The organism is Sulfitobacter sp. OXR-159, assembly GCF_034377145.1.
Classification (GTDB): domain Bacteria; phylum Pseudomonadota; class Alphaproteobacteria; order Rhodobacterales; family Rhodobacteraceae; genus Sulfitobacter.
On sequence record NZ_CP139707.1, the window covers coordinates 158,710 to 174,827 of the forward strand.

Annotated in this window: 12 protein-coding genes; 11 read left to right on the forward strand and 1 reads right to left on the reverse strand. The window is 61.2% G+C overall.

Features of this window, described 5'->3' with window-relative positions:
* Positions 1-91 precede the first annotated feature (91 nt).
* From T8A63_RS00760 to T8A63_RS00810, 11 genes are all read left to right on the forward strand, one after another.
* Positions 92-1,039: an ABC transporter permease gene (locus tag T8A63_RS00760; protein ID WP_322344714.1), complete on the forward strand. Its 948-nt coding sequence runs from the start codon at positions 92-94 to the stop codon at positions 1,037-1,039.
* Entirely contained in the window at positions 1,036-1,851 is an 816-nt protein-coding gene (locus T8A63_RS00765; protein WP_067629497.1) for an ABC transporter permease, read from the forward strand. Before T8A63_RS00760 ends, T8A63_RS00765 begins: the two co-directional genes overlap by 4 nt.
* Positions 1,848-3,449 carry a dipeptide ABC transporter ATP-binding protein gene (locus T8A63_RS00770; protein ID WP_322344715.1) on the forward strand — a complete coding sequence of 534 codons (1,602 nt, stop codon included), beginning with the start codon at positions 1,848-1,850 and terminating at the stop codon, positions 3,447-3,449. Before T8A63_RS00765 ends, T8A63_RS00770 begins: the two co-directional genes overlap by 4 nt.
* Before the next feature lie 232 nt (positions 3,450-3,681).
* Positions 3,682-4,641 (forward strand): TAXI family TRAP transporter solute-binding subunit, encoded by a 960-nt coding sequence (locus T8A63_RS00775; RefSeq protein ID WP_067629490.1) that lies wholly within the window; start codon positions 3,682-3,684, stop codon positions 4,639-4,641.
* 102 nt (positions 4,642-4,743) lie between these two features.
* Complete coding sequence (locus tag T8A63_RS00780) at positions 4,744-7,497, forward strand: TRAP transporter permease (protein ID WP_322344716.1); 2,754 nt, start codon at positions 4,744-4,746, stop codon at positions 7,495-7,497.
* Positions 7,498-7,509: 12 nt separating this feature from the next.
* Entirely contained in the window at positions 7,510-7,941 is a 432-nt protein-coding gene (locus tag T8A63_RS00785) for a universal stress protein (RefSeq protein ID WP_067940946.1), read from the forward strand.
* A 67-nt stretch (positions 7,942-8,008) separates the two neighbouring features.
* Positions 8,009-9,091 carry a carbon-nitrogen hydrolase family protein gene (locus tag T8A63_RS00790; RefSeq protein ID WP_067629486.1) on the forward strand — a complete coding sequence of 361 codons (1,083 nt, stop codon included), beginning with the start codon at positions 8,009-8,011 and terminating at the stop codon, positions 9,089-9,091.
* A 65-nt stretch (positions 9,092-9,156) separates the two neighbouring features.
* Complete coding sequence (locus tag T8A63_RS00795) at positions 9,157-11,892, forward strand: ornithine decarboxylase (protein ID WP_322344717.1); 2,736 nt, start codon at positions 9,157-9,159, stop codon at positions 11,890-11,892.
* Positions 11,893-11,909: 17 nt separating this feature from the next.
* Positions 11,910-13,367, forward strand: a complete 1,458-nt coding sequence (locus T8A63_RS00800; protein ID WP_067629482.1) for a biotin carboxylase — start codon at positions 11,910-11,912, stop codon at positions 13,365-13,367.
* 17 nt (positions 13,368-13,384) lie between these two features.
* Positions 13,385-14,356 carry a C45 family peptidase gene (locus T8A63_RS00805; protein ID WP_322344718.1) on the forward strand — a complete coding sequence of 324 codons (972 nt, stop codon included), beginning with the start codon at positions 13,385-13,387 and terminating at the stop codon, positions 14,354-14,356.
* On the forward strand, positions 14,353-15,456 hold the full coding sequence (locus T8A63_RS00810; RefSeq protein WP_322344719.1) for a CaiB/BaiF CoA-transferase family protein: 1,104 nt from the start codon (positions 14,353-14,355) through the stop codon (positions 15,454-15,456). Before T8A63_RS00805 ends, T8A63_RS00810 begins: the two co-directional genes overlap by 4 nt.
* A gap of 51 nt (positions 15,457-15,507) precedes the next feature.
* On the opposite strand, the gene T8A63_RS00815 is transcribed toward T8A63_RS00810, so the two are convergent.
* The gene (locus T8A63_RS00815) at positions 15,508-16,068 is read right to left on the reverse strand and encodes a type 1 glutamine amidotransferase domain-containing protein (RefSeq protein WP_067629478.1); all 561 of its coding nucleotides are present in this window, start codon (positions 16,066-16,068) and stop codon (positions 15,508-15,510) included.
* Positions 16,069-16,118: the final 50 nt, after the last annotated feature.

A 16,118-nucleotide genomic window follows, 5' to 3' on the forward strand; every position in this document is an offset into this window, starting at 1 on the left:
GCCTTAAAAATTCAGCATTTCTCTCTTTCTCCTCGGGGAAACTGCACGCGGGCTCTGGACCCTCCCGAGCGTGCCGCCTAACCTCCGCGCTATGTTTCGCTATGCGTTGAAAAGATTTCTCTCCCTGCTCATCAGTCTCGCGGTCGCGTCGCTGGTGATTTTTGTGGTTATTGAGGTCGCCCCCGGCGATCCGGCCTCCTTTATGCTGGGCCTGAATGCACAGCCGGAAACACTGGCCGCGCTGCGCAGTGAGCTGGGTCTCGATCAATCCCGACCCGAGCGCTACCTAGAATGGGTTGGTGGCATGCTGCGCGGCGATTTCGGCACGTCCTACACCTATCGCACCCCGGTGACCGAGATGATCGGTGACCGGCTTTGGGTCTCGGTGCCTCTGGCGCTTTATGCGCTGGCGCTGACTGTCGTGGTGGCATTTCCAGCGGGCATCTATGCCGCGTCACGACGGGGCCGGGCGGGTGACATCAGCGTCATGGGCGCGACGCAATTGGGCGTGGCGGTGCCGAACTTTTGGTTCGCCATGATCCTCGTGCTGATCTTTTCGATCAACCTGCGCTGGTTTTCGGCAGGCGGTTTCGTCGGCTGGGACAAGGGGCTTTTCGCCGGGCTGCATGCGCTGACCCTGCCTGCCATTGCGCTTGCCTTGCCACAGGCTGCGATCCTCGCGCGGGTCATGCGCTCGGCCCTTCTGGATGTTCTGGGCGAAGATTTCATGCGCACCGCGCGGGCCAAGGGGCTAACCGCGCGACAGGCGCTTTGGCGGCACGGGCTGCGCAATGCGCTGATCCCGGTGCTGACGATCATCGGTTTGCAGTTCTCCTTCCTGCTGGCCGGGTCAATCATTATCGAGCAGGTCTTTTACCTGCCGGGCCTTGGGCGGCTGGTGTTCCAGTCGATCTCGGCGCGGGATCTGATCGTGGTCGAGTCGGTGGTGATGCTCTTGGTCTTTTCGGTGATCTTGGTGAATTTCCTTGTCGATCTGGCCTATGCCGCCGTCGATCCCCGGTTGAGGGCCCGCACATGAACCGCAACCTGTTTCTTGGGGCCGTGTTGACCTCGGTCTTTTTGCTGGCGGCGCTGATCTCCTTTGTCTGGACGCCTTATGACTATGCCGGGCTCGACATCGCGAACAAGCTGCACAGCCCGTCGCTGGCGCATCCGATGGGCACGGATCACTTTGGCCGCGATATTCTGAGCATGATCATGGTCGGCGCGCGGACCTCTATCGCCGTGGCGTTGGTGGCGGTGGGCATCGGCATGGGCGCGGGCGTGCCGCTGGGGCTTTGGGCCGCAGCGCGGCGTGGGAGCCTTGTGGATGAAGTCATCATGCGCGGCAATGATCTGGTCTTTGCCTTTCCGGCCATTGTCATCGCCATTTTGATCACGGCGGTCTTTGGCGCCGGGGCGATCAATGCGATCATTGCCATCGGCATCTTTAACATCCCCGTTTTCGCCCGGATCACCCGCGGTGCGGCGCTGTCTTTGTGGCAACGTGAATTCATCCTCGCCGCGCGGGTCGCCGGTAAATCCGCCGCGCGTATCTCGGCGGAGCATATCCTGCCCAATGTCGCCAATCTGCTGATCGTGCAGGGGACCATCCAATTCTCTCTGGGTATCCTTGCCGAAGCGGGGCTGAGCTACGTCGGCCTTGGCGCGCAGCCGCCGGTGCCGTCATGGGGCCGGATGTTGGCCGATGCGCAGACGATGGTCAGCATCGCGCCGCATATGGCCTTGATGCCCGGTTTCGCAATCATTCTGACGGTTCTGGGGTTGAACTTGATGGGTGACGGGCTGCGGGACATGCTTGATCCCCGCCTGAGGGTGGCACGCACATGACGCTTTTGACTGTCTCCAATCTCTCGCTGTCGATCCACGGGCTGCGCATCCTCGACGGGGTGACCTTCTCTGTCGCGCCGGGCGAAATCGTCGCCGTGACCGGGGAAAGCGGCTCGGGCAAGTCGATGACCGCGCTGGCGGCGATGCAACTGCTGCCTAAGGGGGCCACGACCACCGGCCATATCATGCTGGGCGATGACGATCTGAGCCAGATGAGCGAAGCGACGCTGTGCGGCGTGCGCGGCAATGACATCGGCATGGTGTTTCAAGAGCCGATGACCGCGCTGAACCCGGTACAGACCATCGGTCGCCAAGTGGCCGAAACCATCCGCGTGCATGAGCCCAGCGTCTCACGCGCCGAGGCCGAGGCCCGCGCCGCCGAAACGCTGACCCGCGTCGGCCTGCCCCAAGACCGCTTCCCCCTGTCGCGCTATCCGCATGAGTTGAGCGGCGGGCAGCGCCAGCGGGTGGTGATCGCCATCGCCATCGCCCTGCGTCCCCGTCTGCTGATCGCGGATGAGCCGACCACAGCGTTGGATGTGACCACACAGGCGCAAATCCTTACCCTGCTGACCCGTCTGGCGCGCGAAGATGGCATGGGGCTGTTGATGATCACCCATGACCTTGCCGTCGTGGCCGATATGGCCGACCGGATCATCGTCATGCGCAAGGGCCAGATTGTCGAGCAAGGAGAGACTCAGAGCCTGCTGCGCGACATGCGCCACCCCTATACCAAGATGCTCTTCGAGGCCTCCCGCCATGAGGTCAACCTGCCCACGCCACCCGCGCCCGTGCCGCTGTTGGAGGTCAAGGGCGTCTGTCGTGACTATCATCTGCCGCGCAAAACGCTGTTTGGTGCGCCCGGTAGGTTCCGCGCGGTGGACAACCTCAGCTTTACCCTGAACCGGGGGGAGCGGTTGGGCTTGGTGGGGGAATCCGGTTGCGGAAAATCGACCCTGACGCGGGCGATTTTGGGTCTGGAACAGGTGCAAGAGGGCAGCATCACCGTCGATGGTCAGCCCGTCTTTACCGGGACAAAGCCGAACCTTGCCGTGCGCCGCAAGATGCAGGTGGTGTTCCAAGACCCTTTCGGCAGCTTCAATCCGCGCCACCGCGTTGATCGGTTGGTGACTGAGCCTTTCCACCTGCTCGACAGCGCGCCGCAGGGGGCGGAGCGGACCCGCGCGATTGACGAAGCGCTGACCGCCGTGGGGCTGCGCCCCGCAGATGCGCGCAAATACATTCACGAATTCTCGGGCGGACAGCGGCAGCGGATCGCCATTGCCCGCGCGCTGATCATCCGGCCAGAGCTGATCCTTTTCGACGAGGCGGTCAGCGCGCTGGATGTCTCAGTCCGGGCGCAGATCCTTGATCTGCTGGCCGAGCTTTGCGGCCATTATGACCTGACCTATCTCTTTATCTCGCACGACCTGTCGGTGGTGCGTACGGTGACGGACCGGGTGCTGGTGATGCAGTCCGGCAAGATCGTAGAGGCCGGAGAGACCGCGCTGGTCTTCGATGCGCCGCAGCATGAATATACCAAATCACTCATCGCCGCCGCGCCGGTTCTGCCGGATTTGCCCCAGCCTGTAGGATAGGCTTTGGGGGCCGGGTTGCGCCATGAAAGGGAGTTGCATTGATCGCGATGGCAATCCGACCTAACCTGAATACGGGGATTCCCGCCACAAGGGCATGTCTGCTTGGGCCCTGAACGGCGCGTTAGAAATTTCCCTGCCCAGTCAATTGCCTAAAGGCTGCGGCGCTCTACTTGTGCATGCAATGGTGTCCGCCTAAAGGGTGGTCCGCCAATATAACAATGGGAGACATCTTATGAAAATGTTCAAAATGCTCGCGATGACCGGTGCCATGGTGGCCGGCACTGCGGCCATGGCGCAGGAAAAGTTCATCACCATCGGCACCGGTGGCCAGACAGGCGTTTACTTCGTCGTCGGTCAGTCGATCTGCCGTCTGGTGAACCGCGGCACAGCGGATCACAACCTGAAATGCACCGCGCCCTCCACCGGCGGGTCCATCGCCAACATCAACGCGATCAAAGCGGGCGACATGGACATGGGCGTTGCCCAGTCCGACTGGCAGTTCCACGCCTACAACGGCTCCTCGCAGTTCGAAGGCGACAAGTTCGACAACCTGCGCGCGGTCTTCTCCGTGCATGGTGAGCCGTTCAACGTCATCGCCCGTGCCGACAGCGGCATCGAGTCCTTTGACGACCTCAAAGGAAAGCGCGTCAACATCGGCAACCCCGGTTCCGGTCAGCGCGCCACCATGGAAGTCGTGATGGACGCCAAAGGCTGGACACTGGACGATTTCGCACTGGCTTCCGAACTGAAGCCGGCCGAGCAGGCCGCCGCTCTGGGCGACAACAAAGTGGATGCGATCATCTACACCGTTGGCCACCCGAATGGTTCCATCCAAGAAGCCGTGTCGACCATCGACGCCAAGCTGATCCCCGTGGATGGTGATGCGATCCAAGGCCTGATCGACGACAACCCCTATTATGCCGAGGCCACCGTGCCGGGCGGCATGTACAAGGGCACCGACGAAGACGTGAAAACCTTCGGCGTGAAAGCGACCTTTGTGACATCCGCTGATGTGGATGACGATGTGGTCTATCAGGTCGTGAAAGCTGTCTTTGACAACTTCGACCGTTTCAAGCGTCTGCACCCGGCGTTCGAGAACCTGACCCAAGAAGAGATGATCTCGGGCGGTCTGTCTGCGCCGCTGCACCCCGGCGCAGAGAAGTATTACAAAGAGCAAGGTTGGATCGAGTAATCTTCGCGTGACATGATAGCTCTGGCGGCGGTACGCTGCCGTCAGAGACCCGAAAAAACAATATGCGCATCCACCCCAAGGTGGAGCCGACAGGGGGACGATATGTCTGAGAAGGACCAGCAAAAGGCGGCGGCTGTCGAAACCGCCGCAACCGGTGACCGAGGCGGACTGAGCCAGGCGGAACTGGACGAACTTGTCGCTTCTTCTGATACGGGCGGCCGTGCTGTCAGCGGGCTGATGGGCACCTTGCTGCTGTTGGTGGCACTGGCTTGGTCGCTGTTTCAACTCTACATCGCGTCACCCATTGGTCTGTTCAATGATACGCTGGCCCGCTCCATTCACTTGGGCTTTGCCGTATTCCTTGGCATCATGGTGTTCCCGGCCACGCGCACCAGCTTTCAGGTGGCGCTTGGTGTCATCGTTCCGGCCGTTCTTGCCGCGCTCTTTATGGTCAGCACCAAAGATTCGACCGCGATTTGGTGGATCCCGATCCCCGCACTTTTCGTGATTGCGACAGTGCTGCTCGGCTCGCCCAAGAACCGCATTCCAATCTGGGAATGGGCCTTAGCCATCGTCGGCACCTTTTGTGCGCTCTACCTCTTTATCTTCTACCGCGAGATCGCCAACCGCGTCGGCGCGCCGATCCTGCCAGACTATATCGCAGGGGTTACCGGACTGTTAATCCTGCTCGAAGCCACCCGCCGCGCCCTTGGGCCTGCGTTGATGATCGTGGCGAGCATTTTTCTTTTCTACACCGTGCTTGGCCCTTCTATGCCCAGCATCATCGCCCATAAGGGCAACAGCCTGTCGGAGATCGTGAACCACCAGTGGATCACGACCGAGGGCGTCTTTGGCATCGCGCTTGGTGTGTCGACCTCTTTCGTGTTCCTCTTCGTGCTGTTCGGCTCGCTGTTGGACCGTGCGGGCGCGGGCAACTACTTCATTCAGGTCGCATTCAGCCTCATGGGCCACATGCGCGGCGGACCAGCGAAAGCGGCTGTTGTGGCATCCGCCATGACCGGCCTGATTTCCGGTTCCTCCATCGCGAACGTTGTGACCACCGGCACATTCACCATTCCGCTGATGAAGAAAGTGGGCTTCAACTCCGAAAAAGCAGGCGCGGTCGAGGTGGCCTCTTCGGTCAATGGCCAGATCATGCCGCCCGTGATGGGCGCTGCGGCGTTCCTGATGGTCGAGTATGTCGGCATTCCCTATTTCGACGTGGTCAAACACGCCTTCTTGCCTGCGGTTATCTCTTACATCGCGCTGGTCTACATCGTGCACCTTGAAGCGATGAAAGCCGGGATGCAGGGTCTGCCCCGCGCCTATACGCCCAAGCCGCTGGTGCAACAGTTGATCGGCATCGCCTTTGCGATCATCGCGATCTGCGCGCTGTCCTTTGCCGTATATTACCTGATGGGCTGGATCCGCCCGGCCTTCCCTGAGACAGCGGGCTACATCATCTTTGTCTTCCTCACGGCGGTCTATGTTGGCCTGCTCTATGTGGCGAGTAAGGAAGAACCGTTGAAACTGGACGATCCCAATGCTGAGGTGACATCGTTGCCGATGCCCGGGCCGACCGCGCGGTCAGGGCTGCATTTCATCCTGCCTGTCGTCGTGCTGGTCTGGGCGCTGATGGTCGACCGCCTGTCGCCCGGCCTTTCGGCCTTTTGGGCGGCGGCTTACATGATCTTTATCCTGCTGACACAGCGCCCGTTGATGGCGATGTTCCGCGGCGAAAGCCAGTTTGTGAACGACGTGAAGGCGGGTGTGCTTGACCTGATCGACGGATTGGTCACCGGCGCACGCAACATGATCGGTATCGGCATCGCCACGGCAACGGCTGGTATCATCGTGGGCGCGGTGAGCCAGACCGGCGTCGGCTCGGCGCTGGCGGATGTGGTTGAGGTGCTCTCGGGCGGCAATATCCTTGCGATCCTCTTCCTGACCGCGGTCCTGTCGCTGATTCTTGGCATGGGCTTGCCCACCACTGCGAACTACATCGTCGTCTCGGCCCTGTTGGCGCCGGTGATCGTGACATTGGGTCAGCAGAACGGGCTGATCGTGCCGCTGATCGCCGTGCACCTCTTTGTGTTCTACTTCGGCATCATGGCCGATGTGACCCCGCCGGTCGGCTTGGCCAGTTTCGCCGCCGCCGCCGTTTCGGGCGGTGATCCGATCCGCACGGGTCTCGTGGCCTTCTTCTACTCCCTGCGCACAGCTGCGCTGCCGTTCCTGTTTATCTTCAACACGGAACTGCTCTTGATTGGCGTCACATGGGGGCAGGGGCTGTTCATCTTTGTCGTGGCAACCGTGGCGATGCTGCTTTTCGCCGCCGCGACCCAAGGCTGGTTTTTGGCCCGCAACCGTTTCTATGAAACCATCGCGCTGCTGCTGATTGCCTTTACCCTGTTCCGCCCGGGGTTCTGGATGGACATGGTCTATCCGCCCTATAGCGAAGAAGCGCCGACCGAGATCGTGCAGGCGGCTGAGGAAACGCCCGCCGGTGAGCGGCTGCGCCTGCGCGTTGCGGGAGTGAACGATCTGGGCGATCCGCTGGAATTCGTCGCGCTGCTGCCGATTGGCGCGGGCGAGACGGGGGCCGAGAAGCTGGAAGCCGCAGGTCTCATGTTCCGCGAGGATGGCGACAAGATGATCATCGACGATGTCCTCTACGATAGCCCTGCGCAGGGCGCGGGCCTTGATTGGGACCAAGAGGTGCTGCGCGTGCTGAAACCGATGCCGCAACCCAGCAAATATTGGATGTTCATCCCCGCGCTGTTGCTGCTGGCACTGGTCGTCTTCCTGCAACGGGGCCGTGCCGCGCGTGACACCCGCAAGCCCGCGACAGCCTGAGGAGGGCGCACCATGTTTGACAATATCTTGCTGACTGTTGACCTGAGTGACCCAAAATCATGGGAGAAAGCGCTGCCGCAGGCGGTGGATATGATCCGTCTGTCCAAGGGCACCCTGCATATCCTGTCGGTCGTGCCTGACATGGGCACGCCGCTGGTCGAAGGGTTCTTTCCCGCAGATTACGAAAAACAGGCCACAGGCCGCGCGGCCAAGGCGCTTGAAAAGCTAGTCGAGCGTGAAGTGCCTGATGACGTAAAGGTGAAGCAGCACCTCAAGTTCGGCAAAATCCACCGCGAGGCGCTGAAAACGATAAAGAAATCAAACGCCGATCTGGTGGTCATGGGATCTGAGCACCCCGACAGCCTGCGCGAATTCCTCGTCGGCTCCAATGCCGACCGCATTGTGCGTCGTTCGCCTGTTTCCGTTCTGGTCGTGAGGGCGTAAGACACGTGCGTCGCGGAGATAAGCAGGGAAATGGTCCATTGCGCCGCGTTGTTCGGAGTATTCACGCATGACCCCTTTCGCGATTGCCGGCGTGCAGATGTACGTCAATGCCTTGCAGCCCAATGTCGATGGCATGATCCAGCGGCTCGACATTCTGATGGCACGCTTCCCTTGGACGCAGATGGTGCTGTTCTCTGAACTGGCGCCTTTCGGCCCGCTCGACCGGTTTGCCCTGCCGCCCGAGAACGAGACGATTGAACAGTTTCAGGCCGCCGCGCGGCGGCACCGCGTCTGGCTGATCCCCGGTTCGATGTTCCTAAAGCATCCCGAAGATGGCCGGGTCTATAACACTTCCGTCGTCATCAACCCCGAAGGCGAAGTGGTGCGCCGCTATGCCAAGATGTTCCCATTCCGGCCCTATGAGGCCGGGATCGCGGCGGGCAATGAATTCTGCATCTTCGACGTGCCAGATGTGGGCCGCTTTGGCCTGTCGATCTGCTATGACATGTGGTTCCCCGAGACGACGCGCCAGCTGACCTCTCAGGGTGTCGAAGTGCTGTTGCACCCGGTTTTGACTGGCACCACGGACCGCGACGCAGAGCTTGCCATCGCGCGGGCCACGGCGGCGCAGTTCCAGTGCTATATCTTTGACGTGAACGGCCTTGGCGCTGGCGGTGTGGGCAAGTCCTGTGTCGTTGATCCGACCTCGATGGTGCTGCACCAGTCGGCAGGCCAAGAAGACATGTTCCCGATTGAGATCGATCTCAACATGGTGCGCCGCCAGCGTGAGACGGGGATGAAGGGCTTGGGCCAGTTGCTCAAATCCTTCCGTGATCGCCCGACCGATTTCCCGGTCTATGACCGCGACAGCGGCGCGGATGCTTTCCTGCACACCCTCGGCCCGCTCGAAGTTCCGCAGCAGGGCAGCCGCGCGGGGCTGCATGTCGATGTGCCCGCCCAGCAGGTGCCTGCCGAGATCCCCGCCTATAAGGGCAAGAACGGTTTCCCGCCGGAACCGCTTGCCAGCGCCACCGCCGGCACCGCGCCGGAAGTGGCACAGACACCGGCGCCCGCGGCACCTGCTGCGGCCATGCCAGACCCACAAACAACGCCCGAAACACCCGGGCAGAACGACAATACCAGCGGCTAGGCCGAGGTTAGGTACGCAGACTGCAGTACCTAGGCATCGGTCGGCCCTCCAGCAGAGGACGACTGATGCATTCTATGAACGACTATTCCTCGGCCATTCAACTGCGGTCGGATCGGTGGAGCGCCCTGCGCGCCGCCGCCGCCGCCATGTCGCGTGACCCTAAGGGCAAAGGCGCGGCGCAGGGCCGCAAGGAAATCGAGGCGCTGTTCGACTCGCTGGCCCTGATCGAGCCCTATTGGGCCTTTCCGGGCATGTCCGCCTTTGACCACATGCGCCGTCAGTTTGCCCATGGCAATTTCGAGGATCTGGCCTTTGCGGTGAACCGTGTGACCCGTGCGTTGACCACCGGCGCCTATCGCCGTCGCACGATCCCACTGGAACGCGACAGTCTGGATCAGGACGAGCACGACGACGAGGCGATGCTCCCGCCCGAGGCACGGGCGTTGGCGAAACCCTATTTCGAAGTGCTGATCGTCGACAATGTAAGCGAACAGCAAGAGCGCTGGCTGCGCAGCAATGTCACCCGCATGCGCCGCAGCGAAGACCCGTTTATCTACGAAGCCGTCGTGGTGCCGAGCCTCGAAGACGCGCTGATTGCGGTGATGTTCAACCACAACATCCAAGCCATTGTGGTGCGTCCGGGGCTGACGCTGAAGTCGAAAGTCGATCAGCAAATCCTGACCCGCTACCTCGCCCGCGCAGGGGGGCGGGATGAGATCGACGCGCTTGAGCCTGAAAGCTACGGTCCCGAACTCTGCCGGATGATCGCCAAGGTCCGGCCCGAGTTGGACGCCTATCTGGTCACCGAACGCTCGGTCGAGGATATCGCGGGGCTCGATCTGGGGATTTGTCGGCGGGTTTTCTACAACCAAGAAGACTTCATGGAATTACACCTCAACATCCTGCGGGGGGTGCAGGCGCGCAACAAGTCGCCCTTCTTCACCGCGCTGGTGGAATATTCCAAGCAGCCCACAGGCGTTTTCCACGCCATGCCCATCAGCCGCGGCAAGTCGATCTCGCGCTCGCACTGGATTCAGGACATGGGCGCGTTCTACGGGCCTAACATCTTCCTTGCGGAGACTTCGGCAACCTCCGGCGGCCTCGACAGTCTGCTAGAACCGCATGGCCCGATCAAAGAAGCACAGGAACTGGCAAGCCGCGCTTTCGGCTCTAAACAGACGTTTTTTGCCACCAACGGCACCTCGACCTGCAACAAGATCGTCGTGCAGGCGCTGGTGCGGCCCGGTGACATCGTGCTGGTCGACCGTGACTGCCACAAGAGCCACCACTATGGCATGGTGCTGGCCGGCGCGCAGGTCAGCTATCTCGACAGCTACCCGCTGAATGAATACTCGATGTATGGCGCGGTGCCGCTGCGCGAGATCAAGCACCGGCTGCTGGAGCTGAAAGCGGCGGGCAAGCTTGATCGGGTGCGGATGCTTTTGCTGACCAACTGCACCTTCGACGGGCTGGTCTATAACGTTGAGCGGGTGATGGAGGAATGTCTGGCGATCAAGCCCGATCTGATCTTCCTCTGGGATGAGGCGTGGTTCGCTTTCGCCCGGTTTAGCCCCACATATCGCCAGCGCACGGCGATGAACGCGGCCAATACCCTGCGCGAGAAATTCAAGTCTGACGCCCATGCCGAGGCCTATGAAGCGCAGCAAAAGACGCTGAAAGACGCGGATGATGAGACCCTGCTCAACACCCGGCTGATCCCGCCGCCCCACGCGCGGGTGCGGGCCTATGCCACGCAATCGACCCATAAGACGCTGACATCGCTGCGCCAAGGCTCAATGATCCACGTCAACGATCAGGACTTCAAAGGCGAGGTCGAGCAGAGCTTTCACGAAGCCTATATGACCCACACGTCAACCTCGCCAAACTACCAGATCATCGCCTCACTGGATGTCGGGCGACGGCAGGTGGAACTGGAAGGATTCGAATTTGTCCAACGGCAGGTCGAAGCGGCGATGTCTATGCGCCGCGCGATCAGCGAACACGCCTTGCTACGGAAGTATTTCAAAGTGCTTTCCGCCGGCGACATGATCCCCGAACAGCACCGCGAAAGCGGCGTCACCAGCTATTATGACGTGGAGCAGGGCTGGACTGATATGTGGGATTGTTGGGAGCAGGATGAGTTCGTCCTTGACGCCACCCGCGTTACCTTGGCCGTGGGCGGCACCGGTTGGGATGGCGATACCTTCAAGACGCAGATCCTGATGGATAAATACGGCATCCAGATCAACAAGACCTCGCGCAATACCGTGTTGTTCATGACCAACATCGGCACCACGCGCTCTTCGGTCGCCTATCTGATCGAAGTGCTGGTCGAGATCGCCAAATCGCTCGACGATCTTTTGGACGATGCCAGCCGGATGGAACGGCTGTCGTTTGACCGGCGTGTGACCAACCTGATGGAAAACTACCCCCCGCTGCCGGATTTCAGTTGCTTCCACGAAGCCTTCCGCGCCGCGGATACGCCCGAGGGGGACATTCGCACGCCCTTCTTCCTCGCCTATGATGAGAAAAACTGTGATTACCTCGACCTGAACGGCTCACTCCAAGAGGTAATGGACGCGGGCGATACCGTTGTCTCGGCCAGTTTCATCATCCCCTATCCGCCCGGCTTTCCGATCCTTGTCCCCGGACAGGTCGTCAGTCAGGAAATTCTCGACTTTATGCGTGCCTTGGACGTGAGCGAGATCCACGGATACCGGCCCGATCTGGGCCTGCGCGTCTTTACCGCGGAGGCGCTGAAACGCGTGCGCCGCAAAGACCTTTCTTCTTCACCCGTTTGACCAAAAGGACCCACGACATGGTAAAAATTCTCAAGAATATCTCCGAAATCCGCCGGTTCTTTCACCGAAACGAGGACCCGGTCTATTTCATCTCGGCCACCAACTTCAATCTGTTGGGCCTCGATGAATGGGTGAAGAATTTCAAATACATTTGTTATATCGACTGCTATGGCGGCAAGCACCCCAACGTCTTTTGCCCCTCGGAACAGCCCCATGCGGAGTTCCAGAGCATCGAGGACATCAACAACTACCTGCTGCAGCACAAAGAGGTCATCGACTTCATCAAGCGTCGCGGCGGCAAGCCCAAGTTCGTCTTTTTGATGTTCGACGAAGAGACCGAGCGTCTCAGCAAGGAGTTGGGCGCCGAGGTCTGGTTCCCGAAAGCCAAGCTGCGCCAGTCGATGGACAACAAGATCGAAACCGTGCGCATCGGCAATAAGGCGGGCGTGCCCTCGGTGCCGAACGTTCTGGCCGAGGTGAAATCTTACGACGACCTGAAAAAGACCTGCGAGAAGGCCGGGATCGGCCATGATCTGGTGTTGCAGTCGGCCTATGGCGACAGCGGGCACACGACCTTCTTCATCAAGTCCGAAGCCGACTTCCGCCGCCACGAGAGCGAGATCATCGGCGAGGGCGAGATCAAGATCATGAAGCGGATCGATTGCCGTGGCGCGGCGATCGAGGCCTGTGCGACCAAGGAGGGCACCATCGTCGGCCCGCTGATGACCGAACTTGTGGGTTTCAAAGAACTGACCCCCTATCGCGGCGGCTGGTGCGGGAATGAAATCCTCGCCACCGCCTTCCCGCCGAAGGTGCGGGAGAAGGCCCGCGATCTGACCTTCAAATTCGGGGAGCAGCTGCGCAAGGAGGGTTATCGCGGCTATTTCGAGCTCGATTTCCTGATCGACAAAAAGACCGGCGATCTGTGGCTAGGGGAGTTGAACCCGCGCATCACAGGCGCGTCTTCGATGACCAACCACGCCGCCTTTGCCCATGCCGATGCGCCGCTCTTCCTGTTCCACCTGTTGGAGTTCAGCCGCAAGAAGTTCAACCTCGACGTGGATGAGTTGAACGCCCGCTGGGCCGATCCGGACAACATCGACGGTTGGAGCCAGATGGTCATCAAACACACCGATGACAGTGTCGACATCTGCACCGAAGCGCCCGAGACCGGCATCTACAAGATGAAGGAAGACGGCAGCGTGGTCTTTGACCGCTTCGACTATCACCGCCGCGCGGTGGAGAGCGAGAACGAAGCCTTCTTCCTGCGCATCCTGCAACCGGGTGATTACCGCTACGAAGGCGCGGATATCGGCATCCTTGTGACGCGGGGGCGGTCGATGACCAAGTCTTTCCAGTTGAATGAGCGCGCGAAAAAGTGGATCCATGGGATCAAACGCAGTGTGGACGGCAAACCCCTGCCCACCGCGTCTGCTGGTCCGGAGCTTTCTGATCCGGCGTTCAAGATCCTGTAGCAAGATGAAAGGCCGCGATGTACTGGCGCGCAATGTCCGAAGATCAGCCCGGCCCCAAGTGGGCCGGTCTCTTCGCAGCCTATTGGCCTGACTACCATGCATGGTGGCTGAAGGAAGGGGAGGCCGCGCGCCCGACCTATGCCCAATGCCGCCGCGCCTTGGGCAAACATATGCCAGAGATGCTGCCGCTTTATGATGAGCTTTGCACCCTCGCGGGCGGCGGCGATCACGCGGCGCGGTTTCTGAGCTTCTATTGCCCGCCGCCCTATCTCTCGGCCTGTTCACAGGCGATCTGGGCCGGGAAAGAGCCGGTCATGGTGCGCAACTATGACTATAATCCCAATGCATTCGACGCGATGGTGCTGCGCTCGGGCTGGCAGGGGCGGCAGGTCATGGGCACATCGGATGGGCTATGGGGGCTGGTCGATGGGGTGAATGATGCGGGGCTGTCGATCTCGCTGACCTTTGGCGGGCGGCGCGTGGTAGGCGAAGGCTTCGGCGTGCCGCTGATCCTGCGCTATGTGCTGCAGACCTGCGAAACCGCGCAAGAGGCGGGAGAGGTGCTGGCACGGGTGCCGACGCATATGAGCTATAACGTCACCGTGCTCGACCGGAAGCGGCGCTACCTGACCGCGATGATGGCCCCTGACCGCCCGGCTGTCATCACCCGCGCCGCAGTGGCCACCAACCACCAAGAAAATGTGGAATGGATCAGCCACGCCCGTTTTACCGCCACGGTCGAGCGTGAACGCTATCTTTTGCAACGTCTGCGTCTACACCGCGATCCGGAAGAGAAATTCATCGGGGCGTTTCTGAAACCTCCGCTTTATTCCACGGCATTCAACGCCGGGTTTGGCACGCTTTACACCGCTGTTTACCGTCCACGAAAACGCGAGATGGAATTGCGCTGGCCTGGCACGACTTGGGCGCTGTCGCTGTCGGATTTCACCGAAGGGGCGCGGCAGGTCTTGGTGCCGGGGGCGGCATGAGCGGGGCAGCGCGCAAAGGGCCGCTGTCGTCGCTGCGGGTGGTGGAGTTCTCCGGCCTCGGCCCCGCACCACTGGCGGGGCAATTGCTGGCCGATCTGGACGCGGATGTCATCACGGTCGACCGCAAAGCCGCCCCGGCGGACCCGTCCGATATCAACCGGCGCGGCAAGCGGTCGGTGGTGCTGAATCTGAAAGCCGCCGAAGGGATCGCGGCAGCGCGGGCGCTGATTGCCTCTGCCGATGTGCTGATCGAAGGGTTCCGCCCCGGCGTGATGGAGCGTTTGGGCCTCGGCCCGACGGATTGCTCTGACAAGCTGATCTATGGCCGCATGACCGGCTGGGGCCAAACCGGCCCATGGGCGCAGACGGCGGGGCATGACATCAACTATCTGGCTCTGACCGGGGCCTTGCACGCCATGGGCAGCGCGGGTGCGCCCCCGGTGCCGCCTTTAAACATGGTGGCGGATTACGGCGGCGGCACGATGTTTCTACTGTTTGGCATCCTCTCGGCCGTGATCGAGCGGGGGGTGACCGGCAAAGGCCAAGTTGTCGATGCCGCGATGGTCGATGGGGTGCCTGCGATGATGGGGCTTATCCACGGCATGTTGGCCCAAGGCACATGGACCGAAGAACGCGCTGCCAATTGGCTTGACGGGGCCGCGCCGTTTTACCGTTGCTACACCTGCGCCGATGAGAAGTTCATCTCGGTCGGCGCGTTGGAGCCGCAGTTCTACGCGATCCTGTTGGAGAAGCTGGGTCTGCCTGCGGACCTTGCCGCCAGTCAGAACGACCGGGCGACTTGGGAGGCGCGGACCGCCGAATTCGTCGCGATATTCGCAGCCCGCGCCCGTGATGATTGGGCGGCGCATTTCGACGGTTCGGATGCCTGCGTGGCCCCCGTGCTCAGCTTTTCCGAAGCGCCGGATCACCCGCAGATGGCGGCGCGGGGCAATGTGGTGAAGGTGGACGCCGTGCTGCAATCGGGCCGTGCGCCGCGTTTTGGCGAAACTGCGCCCCAGATGCCCAGCCCCCCGCGTGGCATTGGGGCGGACACCGATGCGGTACTGGCGGAGCTTGGCCTGCGTTTGGACCGCGCATAAAAAACCCCCGGCGCGAGGGCCGGGGGTCAATCTTGGAACGAAAGCTCAGGCTTAGGCCGCTTTGCGGTCGTGTTTGCCCTCTTCGATCTCCTCGACGATCTTGGCGACGAATGCGTCGAGATCCTCGGGCGAGCGGCTGGTCACGATGCCTTGGTCGGCCACCACTTCGCTGTCTTCATACTGCGCGCCGGCGTTCTTCACGTCGGTCGCGATGGAGTTAAAGCAGGTTGCGTTACGGCCTTTGATGATGCCCGCTTCGATCAGCAGCCATGGGGCATGGCAAATCGCGGCGACGGTCTTGCCGCTGTCGTGGAACTTGCGGATCAGGGCCACCGCGTCTTTGTTGGCGCGCAGCAGGTCAGGGTTGATCTGGCCGCCGGGCAGCACGATGCCTTGGTAGTCATCAACATTTACGTCCCGAAGGGCGAGGTCTGCGGGCACGGTGTTGCCCCAGTCGTCTTCGTCCCAGCCCTTGATCTCATTCCCGTCGGGGGTGGCCACATGGACAGTGGCGCCGCGGTCGCGGAGGTCGTTCAGGGGTTTTTCCAGTTCGGACTGCTCAAAACCGTTGGTGGCGAGGATCAGGATCTTTGCATTGGTGATATCGGTCATTGCTTTCTCCTTTGTGATTTCTGCTGGACCAACGATGTGCATGGTCCCCT

Bases quoted from the DNA above. Each gene is read 5' to 3' on its own strand.
- T8A63_RS00765 (WP_067629497.1), top strand. From the start codon at position 1,036: ATGAACCGCAACCTGTTTCTTGGGGCCGTGTTGACCTCGGTCTTTTTG.
- T8A63_RS00805 (WP_322344718.1), top strand. From the start codon at position 13,385: ATGTACTGGCGCGCAATGTCCGAAGATCAGCCCGGCCCCAAGTGGGCC.
- T8A63_RS00795 (WP_322344717.1), top strand. From the start codon at position 9,157: ATGCATTCTATGAACGACTATTCCTCGGCCATTCAACTGCGGTCGGAT.
- T8A63_RS00815 (WP_067629478.1), bottom strand. From the start codon at position 16,068: ATGACCGATATCACCAATGCAAAGATCCTGATCCTCGCCACCAACGGT.
- T8A63_RS00785 (WP_067940946.1), top strand. From the start codon at position 7,510: ATGTTTGACAATATCTTGCTGACTGTTGACCTGAGTGACCCAAAATCA.
- T8A63_RS00800 (WP_067629482.1), top strand. From the start codon at position 11,910: ATGGTAAAAATTCTCAAGAATATCTCCGAAATCCGCCGGTTCTTTCAC.
- T8A63_RS00780 (WP_322344716.1), top strand. From the start codon at position 4,744: ATGTCTGAGAAGGACCAGCAAAAGGCGGCGGCTGTCGAAACCGCCGCA.
- T8A63_RS00770 (WP_322344715.1), top strand. From the start codon at position 1,848: ATGACGCTTTTGACTGTCTCCAATCTCTCGCTGTCGATCCACGGGCTG.
- T8A63_RS00790 (WP_067629486.1), top strand. From the start codon at position 8,009: ATGACCCCTTTCGCGATTGCCGGCGTGCAGATGTACGTCAATGCCTTG.
- T8A63_RS00760 (WP_322344714.1), top strand. From the start codon at position 92: ATGTTTCGCTATGCGTTGAAAAGATTTCTCTCCCTGCTCATCAGTCTC.
- T8A63_RS00775 (WP_067629490.1), top strand. From the start codon at position 3,682: ATGAAAATGTTCAAAATGCTCGCGATGACCGGTGCCATGGTGGCCGGC.
- T8A63_RS00810 (WP_322344719.1), top strand. From the start codon at position 14,353: ATGAGCGGGGCAGCGCGCAAAGGGCCGCTGTCGTCGCTGCGGGTGGTG.